The organism is Bacillus sp. YP1, from assembly GCF_000877815.1.
GTDB lineage: Bacteria > Bacillota > Bacilli > Bacillales > Bacillaceae > Bacillus > Bacillus subtilis.
Genome location: NZ_CP010014.1, coordinates 1,944,868 through 1,961,804, shown reverse-complemented (window position 1 = coordinate 1,961,804; position 16,937 = coordinate 1,944,868). Strand labels below are relative to the sequence as shown.

The window sequence follows — 16,937 nt, the reverse complement described above, 5'->3', positions numbered from 1 at the left end:
GATGAGACAGATTACTGATATTTCACAGTTGAAAGAAGCCATAAAACAATATCATTCAGAGGGCAAGTCAATCGGATTTGTCCCGACGATGGGGTTTCTGCATGAGGGCCATCTAACCTTAGCAGACAAAGCAAGACAAGAAAACGACGCCGTTATTATGAGTATTTTTGTGAATCCTGCACAATTCGGCCCTAATGAAGATTTTGAAGCATATCCGCGCGATATTGAGCGGGATGCAGCTCTTGCAGAAAACGCCGGAGTCGATATTTTATTTACGCCAGATGCTCATGATATGTATCCCGGTGAAAAGAATGTCACGATTCATGTAGAAAGACGCACAGACGTGTTATGCGGGCGCTCAAGAGAAGGACATTTTGACGGGGTCGCGATCGTACTGACGAAGCTTTTCAACCTAGTCAAGCCGACTCGTGCCTATTTCGGTTTAAAGGATGCGCAGCAGGTAGCTGTTGTTGATGGGTTAATCAGTGACTTCTTCATGGATATTGAATTGGTTCCTGTCGATACGGTCAGAGAGGAAGACGGCTTAGCTAAAAGCTCTCGCAATGTATACTTAACAGCTGAGGAAAGAAAAGAAGCGCCTAAGCTGTATCGGGCCCTTCAAACAAGTGCGGAGCTGATCCAAGCCGGTGAAAGAGATCCTGAAGCGGTGATAAAAGCTGCAAAAGAAATCATTGAAACGACTAGCGGAACCATAGACTATGTAGAGCTTTATTCCTATCCGGAACTCGAGCCTGTGAATGAAATTGCTGGAAAGATGATTCTCGCTGTTGCAGTTGCTTTTTCAAAAGCGCGTTTAATAGATAATATCATTATTGATATTCGAGAAATGGAGAGAATATAATATGTATCGAACAATGATGAGCGGCAAGCTTCACAGGGCAACTGTTACGGAAGCAAACCTGAACTATGTGGGAAGCATTACAATTGATGAAGATCTCATTGATGCTGTGGGAATGCTTCCTAATGAAAAAGTACAAATTGTGAATAATAATAATGGAGCACGTCTTGAAACGTATATTATTCCTGGTAAACGGGGAAGCGGCGTCATATGCTTAAACGGTGCAGCCGCACGCCTTGTGCAGGAAGGAGATAAGGTCATTATTATTTCCTACAAAATGATGTCTGATCAAGAAGCGGCAAGCCACGAGCCGAAAGTGGCTGTTCTGAATGATCAAAACAAAATTGAACAAATGCTGGGGAACGAACCAGCCCGTACAATTTTGTAGAAGAAAAGCCCCCTTTATCGGGGGTTTTCTTTTAAGATTTTGAGAGTAAAACGGTTTTGCCGCTCCATTTCCGTACAAAACGTGTTACACTTTTGTCGTATGCAAGAATTGAGGTGTCCATTTTAATGAATAAGCAACGGTTCGTTGTTATAGATGTAGAGACAACAGGGAATTCGCCGAAGAAAGGCGATAAAATCATACAAATCGCAGCGGTTGTAATCGAAAATGGACAAATTACTGAGCGGTTTTCAAAATACATTAATCCAAATAAATCAATCCCTGCTTTTATTGAGCAGCTTACTGGAATCTCTAATCAAATGGTCGAGAATGAACAGCCATTTGAAGCAGTTGCTGAAGAAGTATTCCAATTGCTTGACGGCGCTTATTTTGTCGCACACAATATCCATTTTGACCTTGGATTTGTCAAGTATGAGCTACATAAGGCGGGCTTTCAGCTCCCAGATTGTGAAGTGCTTGATACTGTCGAGCTCTCACGTATTGTTTTTCCGGGATTTGAAGGGTATAAGCTGACGGAATTAAGCGAGGAGCTTCAGCTGCGGCATGATCAGCCGCACCGGGCTGACAGCGATGCTGAAGTGACAGGGCTTATTTTTTTGGAAATCCTTGAAAAGCTGCGGCAGCTTCCTTATCCGACATTAAAGCAGTTAAGAAGGCTTTCGCAGCATTTCATCAGTGATCTGACGCATTTGTTGGATATGTTCATTAATGAAAACAGACATACCGAGATACCGGGCTATACGCGCTTTTCTTCGTTTTCTGTCAGAGAACCTGAAGCTATCGATGTTCGTATAAATGAGGACGAGAACTTCTCATTTGAGATCGAAAGCTGGGAAGCGGGAAATGAAAAAGCGCTGTCAGAGTTAATGCCTGGGTATGAAAAAAGAGACGGCCAAATGATGATGATGAGAGAGGTGGCTGATGCGTTTGCCAATCGTGAGCATGCGCTGATTGAAGCTCCTCCAGGCATCGGAAAAACGATTGGCTATCTTATTCCGGCTGCGCTTTTTGCCAAGAAATCAAAAAAGCCGGTCATAATCAGCACGTATTCGACGCTTTTACAGCAGCAGATTCTCACAAAGGATTTGCCGATTGTCCAAGATCTGTTTCCATTTCCGGTAACAGCGGCGATTTTAAAAGGGCAATCGCATTATTTATGCCTGTATAAATTTGAGCAGGTGCTTCATGAAGAAGATGATAATTATGATGCCGTACTGACAAAGGCACAGCTTCTCGTTTGGCTGACAGAGACAAATACAGGAGATGTAGCGGAACTGAATTTGCCTTCAGGCGGAAAATTGCTGTGGGACAGATTGGCTTATGACGATGACTCCTATAAAAGAAGTCGCAGTGAGCATGTGATCGGTTTTTACGAGCGGGCCAAACAGATTGCTTTGCGTTCCGATTTGGTGATCACCAATCATTCTCTTTTGCTGACCGATGAAGGCAGCCAGAAAAAAAGGCTTCCCGAAAGCGGCACATTTATTATTGATGAAGCACACCATTTTGAACGTGCGGCAAGCGAACATTTAGGGAAAAGAGCTACGTACATAGAATTGCATACGAAATTGAGCAGAATCGGCACTCTGAAGGAGCAGGGACTTCTAAAAAAGATGAGACAGCTATTCCAGCGAAACAGCCTGCCGGTTGATTCATTTTTCGAATTGGAAGAGTGGCTTCAGCATGTTCAAGCAGAAAGTGATGCTTTCTTCAGCTCTGTACATTCTTTTGTCAAACGAAGAAAACCTAAAGAAGACTTAAACCGTCTAGTGTTTAAGGTGAACAAAGAAAGCCAGGATAAAAGCTGGTCGATCTTAACAGATGGTGCGGAGAGGCTTTGTTCCATGCTGACACATTTGCAGCAGCTTTTTGAGGCGCAGTCATCCCTGATGGAAAAACATTTGAAGGGTATGAAGAGCAAAACCGTCTTTTTAGCCGATGAATACCAAAGAAGCATGAAAGGCTTGCAGCATTACTGTCAGACGTTGCAGAAGCTCTTCTTTGGGTCTGATGACGATGAAGCGGTTTGGATTGAAATAGATGCAAAGGGTGCGAAAAATGCAGTGGCCATTTACGCACAGCCTCTTGAACCTGGTGAACTTCTGGCTGATCAGTTTTTCGCGCGCAAAAATAGTGTGGTGCTGACATCTGCAACCCTTACAGTCGAAGGTTCTTTTCAATTTATGATTGAACGACTGGGACTGAGTGACTTTTTCCCGCGGACAATGAGAATTGAGTCACCTTTTTCTTACGATGAGCGTATGCAGGTGATGATTCCAAAGGAAATGAAATCAATTCAGGATACAGGACAACCTGAATTTATACAGGATACAGCCCGTTATATCGAACTGATGGCAAAGGAAAAACAGCCTAAAATTCTTGTGCTGTTTACATCCCATGATATGTTGAAAAAGGTTCACCAGGAGCTCAAGCATAACATGAGTGCTTCCGGCATTCAGCTCTTGGCACAAGGGATTACAGGCGGAAGTCCCGGCAAACTGATGAAGACTTTTAAAACATCCAATCAGGCGATCCTGCTCGGAACAAATCATTTTTGGGAAGGCGTTGATTTCCCTGGTGATGAACTGACAACAGTAATGATCGTGAGGCTCCCATTCCGGTCCCCTGATCACCCGCTTCATGCTGCAAAATGTGAGCTAGCCCGCAAAAAAGGAAAGAATCCGTTTCAAACAGTGTCATTACCGGAAGCTGTGCTGACCTTCAGGCAAGGAATCGGACGCTTGCTGCGTTCTGCGGGAGACAAGGGAACGATTATGATATTGGACAGACGGATTAAAACCGCTGGTTACGGCCGGCTGTTTCTTGATGCCTTGCCGACAACCTCAGTATCCGAAATGACTGACAGCGAGCTTGAAGCTTATGTTGCAGGGGAAAAAGAATAAAAGCCGCATAAAGCGGCTTTTGCGGTGTGGGAGTAGGATGGTGTTTTATTTAAAAGCGGATTTCCCGCTCTGTGATACTAGTATGGCGTGTCCTGAAATGGAGTATGACTAACAATATTTGTTCAAACTGGAGGATGAAAAAATGGAAAGTAAAATCGAAATTCTTTCAACAATTAATGTAGAGCATTCTGATGATCTGTATAAAATTGTGGACACATTGAATCGTACATTGAAAAGAGACAATCTGATGTTCGGCCTTGCGCTGGATGAAGAAAACAAAAACCAAGCCGTTTTTACCATTTATCGTACGTAGGTGAGAAGATGAGAAAAAAAGCATTAATATTTACCGTCATTTTTGGTATTATTTTTTTAGCAGTACTTCTTGTCTCGGCAAGCATTTATAAATCAGCCATGGCACAAAAGGAAGAGGGGCACGAAGCAGCAGCTGCTGAAGCTAAAAAAGAAACCGATCTCGCCAATGTTGATCAAGTCGAAACATTTGTCGGAAAAGAAAAATATTATGTTGTAAAGGGAACGGATAAAAAAGGCACTGCATTATATGTCTGGGTTCCTGCCGATAAAAAAGCAAAAATTCTCTCAAAAGAAGCGAAAGAGGGAATCTCTGAAGACAAAGCGGCGAAAATCATAAAGGATGAAGGGCTGGTTTCAAAGCAAAAAGAGGTTCATCTGGCAAGAGAAGGAAACGTCCTGCTTTGGGAAGTGACGTACTTAGACAAAGAAGGGCAATACAGTTTAAGTTATGTGGACTTTACAACTGGAAAGATTCTCAAAAATATCACGCCTTAAGACGAATTAGGGGGAGTTCAAGTTGAAACTGGCAAAAAGAGTATCCGCATTAACACCATCAACCACACTGGCAATCACAGCGAAAGCGAAAGAACTGAAAGCCGCAGGCCATGATGTCATCGGCTTAGGAGCAGGCGAACCTGACTTCAATACACCGCAGCATATTATTGATGCCGCTGTGCGTTCGATGAACGAGGGCCATACGAAATACACGCCTTCCGGTGGTTTGGCTGAACTGAAAAACAGCATTGCAGAGAAATTTAAACGCGACCAGAATATTGAATACAAACCGTCTCAAATTATTGTCTGCACTGGTGCCAAACATGCTCTGTATACCCTTTTCCAAGTGATTTTGGATGAAGAAGATGAAGTTATTATTCCAACGCCTTACTGGGTAAGCTACCCGGAGCAGGTGAAACTCGCTGGCGGAAAGCCTGTTTATGTAGAAGGGCTTGAGGAAAATCACTTCAAAATTTCGCCTGAGCAGCTGAAAAATGCAATTACGGAAAAAACAAAAGCAATCGTTATTAACTCTCCAAGCAACCCGACTGGTGTCATGTATACGGAAGAAGAACTATCTGCGCTCGGTGAAGTGTGCCTTGAACATGATATCTTGATTGTGTCAGATGAAATTTATGAAAAACTTACATACGGCGGAAAGAAACATGTTTCCATTGCACAGCTGTCAGACAGACTGAAAGAGCAAACGGTCATTATAAACGGCGTATCGAAGTCCCACAGCATGACAGGCTGGAGAATCGGTTATGCGGCAGGCTCTGAAGACATTATTAAAGCGATGACGAACCTTGCAAGCCACAGCACGTCAAACCCGACATCAATCGCACAATACGGAGCGATTGCTGCTTATAACGGGCCTTCTGAGCCATTGGAAGAAATGAGAGAAGCATTTGAACATAGATTAAATACGATCTATGCAAAGCTCATAGAAATCCCAGGGTTCAGCTGTGTGAAGCCGGAAGGTGCTTTTTACTTGTTCCCAAATGCAAAAGAGGCAGCTCACTCTTGCGGTTTCAAAGATGTAGATGAATTTGTTAAAGCGCTTCTCGAGGAGGAAAAAGTTGCGATTGTTCCAGGATCCGGATTTGGCTCTCCTGAGAATGTCCGTCTTTCTTATGCAACATCGTTAGATCTTCTTGAAAAAGCCATTGAAAGAATCAAGCGTTTTGTAGAAAAACATAGCTAACAGATCAAAAAGCGGCTGACAGAAAAGCCGCTTTTTATCTGCATTGACCCGGTTAGTTAAGAGCGGGTATAATAAAGTGATGATAAAAGAGTTCGCGGGGCAATGAGCTTCCGAATGTCTTTCTTGTTTTGGAGGGAAATATGTTGAAAACAACAATCAACCAAGTGTACAAGCACGTAGGTGAGGAAGTAACGATCGGAGCTTGGGTCGCTAATAAGCGTTCAAGCGGGAAAATTGCGTTTTTACAGCTTCGGGACGGTACCGGTTTTATTCAGGGTGTCGTAGTAAAAGCGGAAGTGGAAGAAAGCATTTTCCAAACAGCTAAATCAGTGACGCAGGAAACGTCGCTCTATATAAAAGGGATTGTCAAAGAGGACGAGCGTTCTCCGCTTGGATATGAACTTGCTGTGACAGATATTGAAGTCATTCACGAAGCGACCGATTATCCAATTACACCAAAAGAACACGGAACGGAATTTTTGATGGATCACAGACATTTATGGCTGCGTTCAAAGCGCCAGCATGCGATCATGAAAATCCGTAATGAAATCATTCGCGCGACTTACGAATTCTTTAATAACGAAGGCTTCGTAAAAGTGGATCCGCCGATTTTGACTGGAAGCGCACCTGAAGGTACAACAGAACTCTTTGCGACAAAGTACTTTGATGAAGATGCGTATCTGTCTCAAAGCGGCCAGCTCTACATGGAAGCTGCGGCAATGGCTTTAGGAAAAGTATTCTCTTTCGGACCGACATTCAGAGCGGAAAAGTCTAAAACAAAGCGTCACTTAATCGAATTCTGGATGATCGAACCGGAAATGGCGTTTGTAGAATTTGAAGAAAACCTTCAAGTACAGGAAAATTACGTTTCTTTCATCGTACAATCAGTTCTTAAGAATTGTAAAATTGAATTAAACACATTGGGAAGAGACACGTCAAAACTTGAGCAAATCAAAGCCCCGTTCCCAAGAATCACGTATGATGAAGCGATTGAATTTCTGAAAGAAAAAGGCTTTGACGATATCGAGTGGGGAGATGATTTCGGAGCGCCTCATGAAACAGCGATTGCTGAACATTATGACAAACCGGTATTCATCACTCGCTATCCGACGTCCTTAAAACCGTTCTATATGCAGCCGGCTTCTGACCGTGAGGACGTTGTGCTTTGCGCTGACTTGATTGCGCCGGAAGGCTATGGAGAAATCATCGGCGGGTCTGAACGGATTCACGATATGGAACTTTTGGAATCGCGTCTTAAAGAACATGGACTGGATTCTGACGCATATAAATGGTATGCTGAACTTAGAAAATATGGATCAGTTCCTCATTCCGGCTTCGGCCTTGGATTAGAGCGGACAGTAGCTTGGATCAGCGGAGCGCCTCACGTTCGTGAAACGATTCCGTTCCCAAGACTGTTAAACCGTCTGTATCCGTAATACATTCAAATGAAACAAAAAAGAGTCTCCTGCAAGGGAGACTTTTTACAGTAAAGGGGCAATCACAATCCTTTACAGTAAGAGGTGTGACGATGAAAAAACAGCAATTTATTGATATGCAGGAGCAGGGAACATCAACCATCCCCAATCTTCTGCTCACGCATTATAAACAGCTTGGGCTTAATGAAACAGAACTTATTCTGCTGTTAAAAATTAAAATGCATTTAGAAAAAGGATCATATTTTCCTACACCGAATCAGCTGCAGGAAGGTATGTCAATTTCTGTTGAAGAATGCACAAACAGATTGCGGATGTTTATTCAAAAAGGCTTTCTGTTTATTGAAGAATGCGAGGATCAAAACGGCATCAAATTTGAGAAATATTCTCTTCAGCCTTTATGGGGGAAACTGTACGAGTATATTCAGCTTGCACAGAATCAAACACAGGAAAGAAAAGCAGAAGGGGAACAAAAAAGCCTTTATACCATTTTTGAGGAAGAGTTCGCAAGGCCGTTATCGCCTTTGGAGTGTGAAACGCTGGCGATCTGGCAGGACCAGGATCAGCATGACGCACAACTGATCAAACACGCGTTAAAAGAGGCTGTACTATCAGGAAAACTCAGTTTCCGCTACATTGACCGGATTTTGTTTGAATGGAAGAAAAACGGGCTTAAAACTGTGGAGCAGGCAAAAATACACAGCCAAAAATTCCGGCGTGTACAAGCAAAGCAGAATGAACCGCAAAAAGAGTATAAAAGGCAGGTTCCTTTTTACAATTGGCTTGAACAATAAAGTGAAAAGGTGACAATCGTGTTAAATCTAAAACAAATTGAATTCTGTTTAGACAAGATAGGTGACATGTTTCCTCATGCGGAGTGTGAACTGGTTCATTCCAATCCTTTTGAATTAGTGGTGGCTGTTGCTTTATCTGCGCAATGTACAGATGCACTTGTAAACAGAGTGACCAAAACATTATTCCAAAAATACAAACGGCCGGAAGACTATTTGGCTGTTCCGCTGGAAGAGCTTCAGCAAGATATTAAATCAATCGGTTTATATCGTAATAAAGCGAAAAATATTCAAAAGCTGAGTAAAATGATTATTGAAGATTATGGCGGAGAAGTGCCGAGAGACCGCGATGAGCTTGTCAAACTGCCAGGGGTCGGGAGAAAGACCGCAAACGTAGTGGTATCCGTTGCGTTTGGCGTGCCGGCCATAGCCGTAGATACCCATGTGGAGAGAGTCAGCAAACGATTGGGCATTTGCAGGTGGAAGGACTCGGTTCTGGAAGTTGAAAAGACGCTGATGCGCAAGGTTCCCAAAGAAGACTGGTCCGTTACGCATCACCGGCTTATTTTCTTCGGCAGATATCACTGTAAAGCCCAATCTCCGCGCTGTGCGGAGTGTCCGCTGCTTTCTTTGTGCAGAGAAGGGCAGAAGAGGGATAAAAAAGGACTGGTGAAACGATGACGCAAGCAAAAGAAGTGTTGGCTTCCTATGAGCAATACTTGCGCAGTCTTGGCCAGAAGAGTTCCTCGGATATGAAGAAAACCTTGCAGACCAATCCCGTGTATTTTGATTTCTGCACGGAATTACAAGGCGATTTGCCATGGGAGGACAGCGGGAAATACGTTCCGCTTTTATTTGAAGTGTGGGATGACATCAAAGCATCACTTCTCCCAGTCTTTCAAACACGAAAATCGAGATGTGACCAAAACGAAATGTTAAAGGGCATTGTGTGTTTGCTGGCTTCGTTACATTGGACAGCAGGTGAGCCGGTGAAATCGCTCAATTGGCAAGAACTGCGGGAGAAATCGTATCCCGCAAAGCCGATTAATTGGGCTGAACGAGTGGAATTTATTCTTCTTAAGCCGACCCAATACCATTGCTTTATTCAGCTTGACGAGCTGATTACCGAAATGAAAAAGCATTTTTATAAATATCATGCGATGAATCGATAAAACCTCCTGTTAAAACGGGAGGTTTTTTATTTGTACCAAAAAAGCCATCACCCCAAAGGTGACGGCTTTTTTGGTTAATTTGTTTTTTCAATTGATGATGAGTTTGTTTGTGTTTTATTAGATGTGTCTGTTTTATTTTTATTCGTGTCAGTACCTGTTGAGTCATTCGTATCTGAGTTCGAATCACCATCCGACGTATCCTGGTTGTTGCTGTTATTACTGTTATTGTTATTACTATTGTTAGATTGGTCTTGGTTACTATTGTCAGACGGATTGGTGTTCGTGTTGTCTTGTTTTTTGTCTTGATCATTTGTTGAATCATCTGTCTGATCTTGATCCGTCTGACCGTCATCTTTTTGAGAATCATCAGTTTGTGTATCATCCTGAGTCTTCTCATCTTGTTTTTCATCATCCGTTTGTTGCTGGTCTTTTTTATCTTCATCGTCTTCAGCTTTTGGCACCTCATAAGATGTGGAAGCTGTACTTTTGCCATCATCACTGACGGCTGTTACTTCGAATTTGTACACAGATCCTGGCTGCACACCCGAAATGACTGCCTCTTTTGCAGAGCTGTTTTGAATTTCCGAGTAGCTGCCGCCGTCAACAGATTGCTTAACAGCAAAGGTCGCATCACCGTCGTAATTCCAGCTTAACGTTAAAGATTGATTGTCTTTATCGTATTTCACGTTTAAACCAGACAGTTTAGCTGTTTCCTCTTTTTCTTCTTTCTCATATGTTTTAGAAACAGTAGAAGGAGCTGTGCCTTTAACAAAGTACTCTGTGAGCTTCTTATCGCTTGGCGTATTTGGCCCTGCCAGTTTTGCAGGGTTTGAGCCTTTTTCTACAGAGGCTTCCACTACGCTGTCAGGTTTCTCAAATGATCCGCTTCCGTCATCGACATCGGCGATGAGTTGGGCGAAGATGCGCTTTGCAACTTTTTGCTCTTCAGCTGAAAGTGATTTCTTTCCAGCTTCGTTTTCTCCCATACCCGTCCAGACGGCAGCTGTATATTGCGGTGTGTAGCCAACGAACCAAGAATCTCGGGCGCCACCGCTAGCGATATTGTACCTTTTGACTTCATTATCATCAAAGTTAGTCGTTCCTGTTTTTCCTGCAACTTCTACACCAGGTACTTGTGCAAGCTGTCCAGTACCTGTCTTCACAGCTGTTTTCAGCATATCTGTAATCATAAACGCAGTATAATCACTCATGGCTGATTTTGATTTTGGTGTTAAGTCAAGCTTCGTGCCATCGTTAAATTCGATAGATTTTACAAAATGCGGTTCATTATACGTTCCGTTATTTCCAAACGCGCTGTATGCACCTGCCATTGTCAGAGGAGAAACACCATCGTTCCCACCGAAACCGCCAATAGAATAGGCCTCTGTTACATTATCTTTTGTTAAACCAAGGCCAAGTCCATTTGCAAAGTCTACAGCAGTATCTTTACCGACTGCCTGGAATGCTTTTAAAGCAGGTATATTTCTTGATTGGGCCAGAGCGTAACGCATTGAGATAGGCCCTAGATATTTGCGGTCCCAATCACGAATCGGTTTTCCGTTAGAATACGTATAAGCTGAGTCATCAATTTGTTCGTATGTGGACCATTTCTTATTTTCAATAACTGGTCCGTAGTCCAAAATCGGTTTTATGGTTGAACCAGGCTGTGCCTTAGTTTGAGTAGCATAGTTAAAGCCTCCGACAGGCTGATTGCGTCCCGCACCAATCGCCCGCACTTCTCCGGTTTTCGTATCGAGAAGGGTAACGCCGCCCTGCATGCCTTCAGTAAATCCGACGGTGTCTCCGTCCATTAATTCATCTAGTTTATCTTGTGCTTTTGTATCTAATGTCGTATAGATCTTTAATCCGTCAGCAGATGGATCGACATCAGATTTTTCATCAATTTCCTTCATAACCTCTTCAACAAATGCGCTGTATTTATTTGTACTTGCTTTTTCATATTCCTTCTGTGACACGACGCCTTCATCTTTCACTGCCACTTTTTTCGCTTTGTTATATTGAGAATCAGAAATAAATCCTTGTTTTTTCATCAGACTGAGTACGATGTTCCGTCGTTTTTCCGCTTTATCCGGGTTTTTAACGGGATTGTACGCTGTCGGGCTTTGCGGCATTCCTGCAAGCGTCGCAGCCTGTTCGACAGTCAATTTGCTTAAATCTGTAACGCCGAAAAATTCTTCCGCCGCTTTTCCGATTCCGTATGCTCTAGGAGAAAAATAAATCCGGTTTAAATACATTTCTAAAATTTCATCTTTAGAGTAATTGCGCTCCAGCTGAATCGAAAGCCATACTTCCTGCACCTTCCGTTTCAGCGTCTTCTGATGTGAAAGAAGGGAGTTTTTGACGACCTGCTGGGTGATCGTACTTCCGCCTTCAGCCCCGAAGCCGTCTTTAAAGTTGGCAACTAAAGCACCGCCGATACGGACAGGGTCAATCCCGTGGTGCTCATAAAAACGAGCGTCTTCTGTCGCGATAAAGGCTTCTTTTACAACATCGGGAATTTCATCTATCGAGACGTAGGTCCGTTTTTCGGCGCCGACTTCGGCGATCTCTTTTCCATTTTTATCATAAATCGTTGATGAATAAGGCGTCTTCAATTTGCTTTCATCAAGGGACGGCGCATCAGAAACCATGACGGCAAATGTAACAGCACCGCCGACTACGCCTAAAACAAACAGAATGAGTAAAGTGAAAAGGGTCTTTTTAAACAATCCGCCCTTTTTTCGTTTCTTGCCTTTTTTCGGTGAAGGACTCGACTTGCTGTTCGCTTTTCGCCGAGCTTCACGGCTGTTAAATTGATCTGACATAACATCTCAACCTTTCGTTAATCAACCTTTCGCACCAGATGATGGCGAAAAATAAAGCTGTTCAATAATACTAATATAATCAATTCTGGGTGCGTATCCAAGAGAAATCGGATAAGCTGTTTCTTCCAACTCATCTTTTCGAATTGATTTTCTGCCGTTTTTTTCTTTTCTGTCCCAGAAATAAAACAGCTTATCGGCTTCCAAAAAATAAACCTGGTCGAAAGCGGATATAATAACAAAACAAATACCGTCTTGAGCCTTTACCTGCTTCATATGCTCGATTTGATGGTCATGAAAATTCTGCAGGGGGAAAGAGGTCTTGTTTTTCGTTTCTTTCGCCTCAAAATCAATATACCGCCCTTTGTAAATCCCATTGTAGTCTGTTGTCGATGATTGTTTAAAGTAAGCTTCTTTAATCACTGCGGCACTTCTTTTTGGATAATGGACATTTACAATTTGAACAGGTGTCGGCTTTTTGTGTATAACGGCAATTTGGTTTGTCAGATAATACTTATTCGTTTCGTTTAAGTCATCTTCGAGGGTCATTCCGCGATTACTGTAAGACGGGGCCCTTTTCTGACTGTTTTGGGATGAAACCGAATGTTTCGGCTGAAATGTTTTTCCGTTAGGATACCGAATCACTTTCTCATCCTCCTTATTAAACTAATCATGACGGAAGTGAATGAACGTGCAAGAACAACAGACCATCAGAAAGCTTCTGAGCCGAATTGAGCGGCAGACAAAAATAAAAAACGCGGATAACATTTCAAGAACAAATGCTTATAAAGCATTTTACGACCGTCATCCGGAAATCAAATGGTCGCTTTTGGCTTCTTTCGTTTCTCGTAATGCCGGCTGGTCAATGACTGACTTAAAAGGCAGTCTGTTTCAGCTTGGACTCCGTGAGAGACAGCAAGAATGGTTCTTTTTAGCCTATGAAAGAGCGAACTGGCTTATATTTTCGGATGCCTATCCGCAGCTTCTATTATACCAATGGTCAAAAAGAGTCGGGAAACCGCTGTTTCATCTGCTGCATGTGTTTGGCGTCTCACAATTTATGACGGAAGAATGGACCCGTTTTTGGCATGAGCGAAATACGGAGCGGCTAATGTATGCCCTCATTATAAATGAACAAAACACTATCCAAACACCTATTATACAAAATCCTTCGTTTAAAAAGAATGTTTTTGACACGATTCCTTTTTATTTAAGTGATTGGTTGCATTTTAACACCGTTATTTTTCCTTCCTCAAATGGGTTTCTTTACGGCATTTCAGTGAAACGCTTTTCAAAGGCGGAGGAAAGGATAAGGCTGGGAAAGCAGCTGTCTCAATTGCTGTTCAAGCCAGAATTGTTCTCCTCTTTTTATCACTTTTTGCACACAGTGCCGCACACAGGTTCCCGTTTTGATATGGAAAAGATAATCGGGATTACAAAAAGAACATCTCCTATGCTAAGGACATGCTACCCTGAGTTAATCCACTCATTAGACGGAACGAAAACAGATTGGTTTCATGGAAAGATAAAGAAAACGTTCTTTAGGCGCGAGGAATTGCCGAAGCAGATTGAATTGACAGACTGGTATTTACATAAAAAGCGCCAGCTTCATGCGCTTTTTGCGGTGGAGCAGTGGCTGAAAAAATAAAGAAGCAAGGAAATTCCTTGCTTCTTACGTAGAAGGGCGGTTCGGGCCGCCTAATTTTTTATCTAAAGAATCGATTGCCTTTGATTCAGTCTTTTTTTGCTGGCCGGCTTTTTTCGGTCTTGTTTTCATACGGCACCTCCTCACAAGTATCGTTTGCATTAACGAGGAGGATCATACAATTTTTGCGGGTGTTTTTGTCGAAAACTTCAGCTTTTCGTGGAATACCTGTTTGTTTGGCGATTTGCTTCTAGTTTTGTCATGAGGAAGGAAAGAGCCTTGAGAGCAAAGAATTTTAACCGGGAGAGTCGAGGAAAGGGAGGTACACGAATGTCCGGTTATGTTAGCAAGACAGATATTCTCCGTATGCTTTCTGATATAGAAGATGAATTAACGCTAGCTGAGCAAAGCCTGAATCATTCTGTAAATGCATTAGAGGCTGAGATGCGGGAAACGGAAAACGATCGCCTGAGTGTGCTGGAAGAAGAAATCATAGATCTTCATATTTGTATAAATGAGCTGTATCAATCGCCTGAACACAGGTATGCGTTTGAGAAGGTATACCGCATCGGCTGAATTTGCGAGTGAAATTTGGTACGATAGGCATTGAGGTGAAAGATATTGCTATCACAAACTTTGCTGGAAATGACCGAGCAAATGATTGAAGTTGCTGAAAAAGGCGCTGATCGGTATCAGGAAGGGAAAAACAGTAATCATTCTTATGATTTTTTTGAGACGATAAAGCCTGCAGTTGAAGAGAATGATGAACTGGCCGCTCGCTGGGCAGAGGGTGCTCTTGAATTGATAAAAGTCCGCCGGCCTAAATATGTGCATAAAGAGCAAATTGAGACCGTAAAGGATAATTTCCTGGAATTGGTCCTTCAATCATATGTTCATCATATTCATAAAAAACGGTTCAAGGACATCACTGAGTCAGTCCTTTATACATTGCACGCAGTAAAGGATGAAATTGCAAGAGAAGACAGCCGGTAAAAGGCTGTCTTCTTTTCGTTTTTATAGGGGGCCGGGCGTTAATTCATCTCATATGCCGGGCTTTCTGCTCCATTTGCTTCGAGAACCTTCATACTGTTACGAAACTCAGTTATGCTGAGATGTCCTTGAATATAGAGGAACTTGGCAAAGTCCATCAGTTTATTCATACAGTCTGTTTCATATTTCTTCATTTCTGCAAAACGTTTGCTTAAGTATGATACGTTCATTATGGTGCATCCCCTCTCATCTGTATTGAAAATATGGTACCATAATGATTCGACTTTTTTCTGTTTTTAAAAAATTTAAACTTTCGACACAATTTGACAAATGCTAATCATCACTTGTGACACAAACAATAGAAGTCATTCATACATATATAGAAGAGAAATATGTTGTGTTTAGGGGGGAATCGCAATGAACGGGAGCTCTCGAAGCTATCCTCGGCAAATGGGCTATTATTATCCTCAGCATATGCAAGGATATTATCAGCAGGCTGCACCCGGTTATTTAGAGCAACAACTGCCTCAGCAGCATTATGGACAGCAGGATTACTATCAGCCTTATGCTCCGATCCAGCCTATGCCTATGCAGCCGCCTGTATTTTCTAACCCTTATCCTATCCCAAGGCCTAATCAACAGCAGCCTTCGCAATTTCAAAGCATTATGTCGCAGTTCAAAAAAGCCAATGGGCAATTTGATTTTAATAAAATGATGGATACGACAGGTCAAGTAATGAGTGCAATGAATCAGGTCGGATCTTTAATAAAGGGATTTACCAGCTTTTTTAAATGATAGAAGCATGAATGAATCGTTCATTCATGCTTATTTTTTGGAAAGAAAAGTGTCATTGTCTGCTCGTTCCAAGACGTTTCCATATCTTCTTGGCGAACTTCATAAGGCAGCTGAACCGTTCTTGTCATGCTTGTAAAGGTAGCCTCATTTTGGTGTTTCTGTTTTTCTTGGAGTGTTACATGGAGATACCTCGATTTAACTTCAACGACGATCTCGCCATCTCGAAACGTCGCCGGAATGGTAATATCGATATACAGCCCATTATCTCTTTCTCTGACATGTATGGTCGTCTGCACATCCTTTAAACTCGAGTTGATCAGGTTCTGAAATCCGTTTATAAGGTTGCCGAACGCTGAGGATTGAAAAAGAGTGTCGATTGCCTCCGTTATGATTTCTTCTTTCTTTTGCAGTTCGTTCTTTTTGTCATCATAGAATTCCAATTTCGCCACCGCCTTTTTTAACCAGATTATGCGTCTATGCCAGATGTTGTTATAAATTGAAGCAAAATTGAAAGTGTGGTTAAATAGTGGTGAATGAAGGGATAACGGTTGAAGTGAATGAGAAGGGAGAAAATACATTGCTGAAAAAATTATTCGGAATGGGCAAAACTCAGGAAAAGGTGACAGAAGAGGTTATTTATTCTCCGGCAGACGGTACAGTAATGGACCTGTCAGATGTGCCGGACCCTGTTTTTTCACAGAAAATGATGGGAGAAGGAATAGCGGTGGAACCTTCTAGCGGTGAAATCGTATCTCCCGCTGAAGGTGAAGTCATTCAGATTTTCCACACTAAACACGCCGTTGGCATTCGGACTCGCTCGGGAATTGAGCTGTTAATTCATGTCGGGCTGGAGACAGTCAATATGAACGGAGAAGGATTTACTGCCCACATTAAAGAAGGGGATAAAGTGAAGGTCGGTGACCCGCTGATTACATGTGATTTGGAATTAATAAAAGAAAAAGCGAGCAGCACAGTCATCCCAATCGTTATAATGAATGGTGAGGCTGTAGGATCAATTGTACCGGCAGGCGAAAAGGCTGCTCGTAAAGGCGAATCAAAGCTCCTTACAATAAAAGCGAAATAAGCAGGGCGTATGCCTTGCTTTTTTTA

Annotated in this window: 20 protein-coding genes; 15 read left to right on the top strand and 5 right to left on the bottom strand. The window is 42.5% G+C overall.

The genetic code is table 11. From position 1 onward, the window contains the following. The first annotated feature begins 1 nt into the window (after window position 1). From panC to QF06_RS09365, 10 genes are all read left to right on the top strand, one after another. The gene (panC, locus tag QF06_RS09405) at window positions 2-862 is read left to right on the top strand and encodes a pantoate--beta-alanine ligase (protein WP_024571841.1); all 861 of its coding nucleotides are present in this window, start codon (window positions 2-4) and stop codon (window positions 860-862) included. Between the two features lies 1 nt (window position 863). Beyond that, complete coding sequence (gene panD, locus QF06_RS09400; protein WP_003225586.1) at window positions 864-1,247, top strand: aspartate 1-decarboxylase; 384 nt, start codon at window positions 864-866, stop codon at window positions 1,245-1,247. A 125-nt stretch (window positions 1,248-1,372) separates the two neighbouring features. Then, the gene (gene dinG, locus QF06_RS09395) at window positions 1,373-4,168 is read left to right on the top strand and encodes an ATP-dependent DNA helicase DinG (protein WP_014480106.1); all 2,796 of its coding nucleotides are present in this window, start codon (window positions 1,373-1,375) and stop codon (window positions 4,166-4,168) included. A gap of 142 nt (window positions 4,169-4,310) precedes the next feature. After that, entirely contained in the window at window positions 4,311-4,481 is a 171-nt protein-coding gene (locus tag QF06_RS21195; RefSeq protein ID WP_003225588.1) for a YpmA family protein, read from the top strand. Window positions 4,482-4,489: 8 nt separating this feature from the next. Then, window positions 4,490-4,975: a cell wall elongation/penicillin-binding protein regulator TseB gene (tseB, locus tag QF06_RS09390; protein WP_014477164.1), complete on the top strand. Its 486-nt coding sequence runs from the start codon at window positions 4,490-4,492 to the stop codon at window positions 4,973-4,975. A gap of 22 nt (window positions 4,976-4,997) precedes the next feature. Next, on the top strand, window positions 4,998-6,179 hold the full coding sequence (gene aspB / locus QF06_RS09385) for an aspartate transaminase AspB (RefSeq protein WP_041849963.1): 1,182 nt from the start codon (window positions 4,998-5,000) through the stop codon (window positions 6,177-6,179). Between the two features lie 143 nt (window positions 6,180-6,322). Beyond that, complete coding sequence (gene asnS, locus QF06_RS09380; protein ID WP_004398777.1) at window positions 6,323-7,615, top strand: asparagine--tRNA ligase; 1,293 nt, start codon at window positions 6,323-6,325, stop codon at window positions 7,613-7,615. A gap of 92 nt (window positions 7,616-7,707) precedes the next feature. Next, window positions 7,708-8,406 carry a DNA replication protein DnaD gene (dnaD, locus tag QF06_RS09375; protein WP_004398499.1) on the top strand — a complete coding sequence of 233 codons (699 nt, stop codon included), beginning with the start codon at window positions 7,708-7,710 and terminating at the stop codon, window positions 8,404-8,406. Window positions 8,407-8,424: 18 nt separating this feature from the next. Next, a complete protein-coding gene (gene nth, locus QF06_RS09370; RefSeq protein ID WP_009967580.1) occupies window positions 8,425-9,084 on the top strand; it encodes an endonuclease III in 660 nt (219 codons plus the stop codon). Then, window positions 9,081-9,575, top strand: coding sequence for a YpoC family protein (locus tag QF06_RS09365; RefSeq protein ID WP_041849962.1), 495 nt, complete (start codon window positions 9,081-9,083; stop codon window positions 9,573-9,575). The genes nth and QF06_RS09365 overlap by 4 nt, the downstream gene beginning before the upstream one ends. Before the next feature lie 74 nt (window positions 9,576-9,649). Here the strand turns inward: QF06_RS09365 and QF06_RS09360 are convergent, their stop codons facing one another. Next, window positions 9,650-12,400, bottom strand: a complete 2,751-nt coding sequence (locus QF06_RS09360) for a PBP1A family penicillin-binding protein (protein WP_041849961.1) — start codon at window positions 12,398-12,400, stop codon at window positions 9,650-9,652. Between the two features lie 21 nt (window positions 12,401-12,421). Further along, window positions 12,422-13,042, bottom strand: a complete 621-nt coding sequence (gene recU / locus QF06_RS09355; RefSeq protein WP_004399067.1) for a Holliday junction resolvase RecU — start codon at window positions 13,040-13,042, stop codon at window positions 12,422-12,424. Between the two features lie 40 nt (window positions 13,043-13,082). On the opposite strand from recU, the gene QF06_RS09350 reads away from it, so the two are divergent. Next, entirely contained in the window at window positions 13,083-14,045 is a 963-nt protein-coding gene (locus QF06_RS09350) for a DUF2515 domain-containing protein (protein WP_041849960.1), read from the top strand. Window positions 14,046-14,069: 24 nt separating this feature from the next. Here the strand turns inward: QF06_RS09350 and sspM are convergent, their stop codons facing one another. Continuing rightward, window positions 14,070-14,174, bottom strand: coding sequence for an acid-soluble spore protein SspM (gene sspM / locus QF06_RS09345; RefSeq protein WP_003225606.1), 105 nt, complete (start codon window positions 14,172-14,174; stop codon window positions 14,070-14,072). A gap of 198 nt (window positions 14,175-14,372) precedes the next feature. Here sspM and QF06_RS09340 point away from each other — a divergent pair, with 198 nt between their 5' ends. Together QF06_RS09340 and QF06_RS09335 are read left to right on the top strand one after the other, a co-directional pair. Continuing rightward, on the top strand, window positions 14,373-14,618 hold the full coding sequence (locus QF06_RS09340; protein WP_041849959.1) for a DUF5446 family protein: 246 nt from the start codon (window positions 14,373-14,375) through the stop codon (window positions 14,616-14,618). A 45-nt stretch (window positions 14,619-14,663) separates the two neighbouring features. After that, on the top strand, window positions 14,664-15,035 hold the full coding sequence (locus QF06_RS09335) for a YppE family protein (RefSeq protein WP_021481525.1): 372 nt from the start codon (window positions 14,664-14,666) through the stop codon (window positions 15,033-15,035). A 38-nt stretch (window positions 15,036-15,073) separates the two neighbouring features. On the opposite strand, the gene QF06_RS09330 is transcribed toward QF06_RS09335, so the two are convergent. Further along, window positions 15,074-15,262, bottom strand: a complete 189-nt coding sequence (locus QF06_RS09330) for a YppF family protein (RefSeq protein ID WP_003230690.1) — start codon at window positions 15,260-15,262, stop codon at window positions 15,074-15,076. A gap of 187 nt (window positions 15,263-15,449) precedes the next feature. Between QF06_RS09330 and QF06_RS09325 the strand changes: the two genes are divergently transcribed. After that, window positions 15,450-15,827 (top strand): YppG family protein, encoded by a 378-nt coding sequence (locus QF06_RS09325; RefSeq protein ID WP_004398696.1) that lies wholly within the window; start codon window positions 15,450-15,452, stop codon window positions 15,825-15,827. 20 nt (window positions 15,828-15,847) lie between these two features. On the opposite strand, the gene QF06_RS09320 is transcribed toward QF06_RS09325, so the two are convergent. Beyond that, window positions 15,848-16,267, bottom strand: coding sequence for an Hsp20/alpha crystallin family protein (locus QF06_RS09320; protein ID WP_041849958.1), 420 nt, complete (start codon window positions 16,265-16,267; stop codon window positions 15,848-15,850). A gap of 137 nt (window positions 16,268-16,404) precedes the next feature. Here QF06_RS09320 and QF06_RS09315 point away from each other — a divergent pair, with 137 nt between their 5' ends. Continuing rightward, window positions 16,405-16,911 (top strand): PTS sugar transporter subunit IIA, encoded by a 507-nt coding sequence (locus QF06_RS09315; RefSeq protein ID WP_015483368.1) that lies wholly within the window; start codon window positions 16,405-16,407, stop codon window positions 16,909-16,911. The last annotated feature ends 26 nt before the right edge of the window (window positions 16,912-16,937 follow it).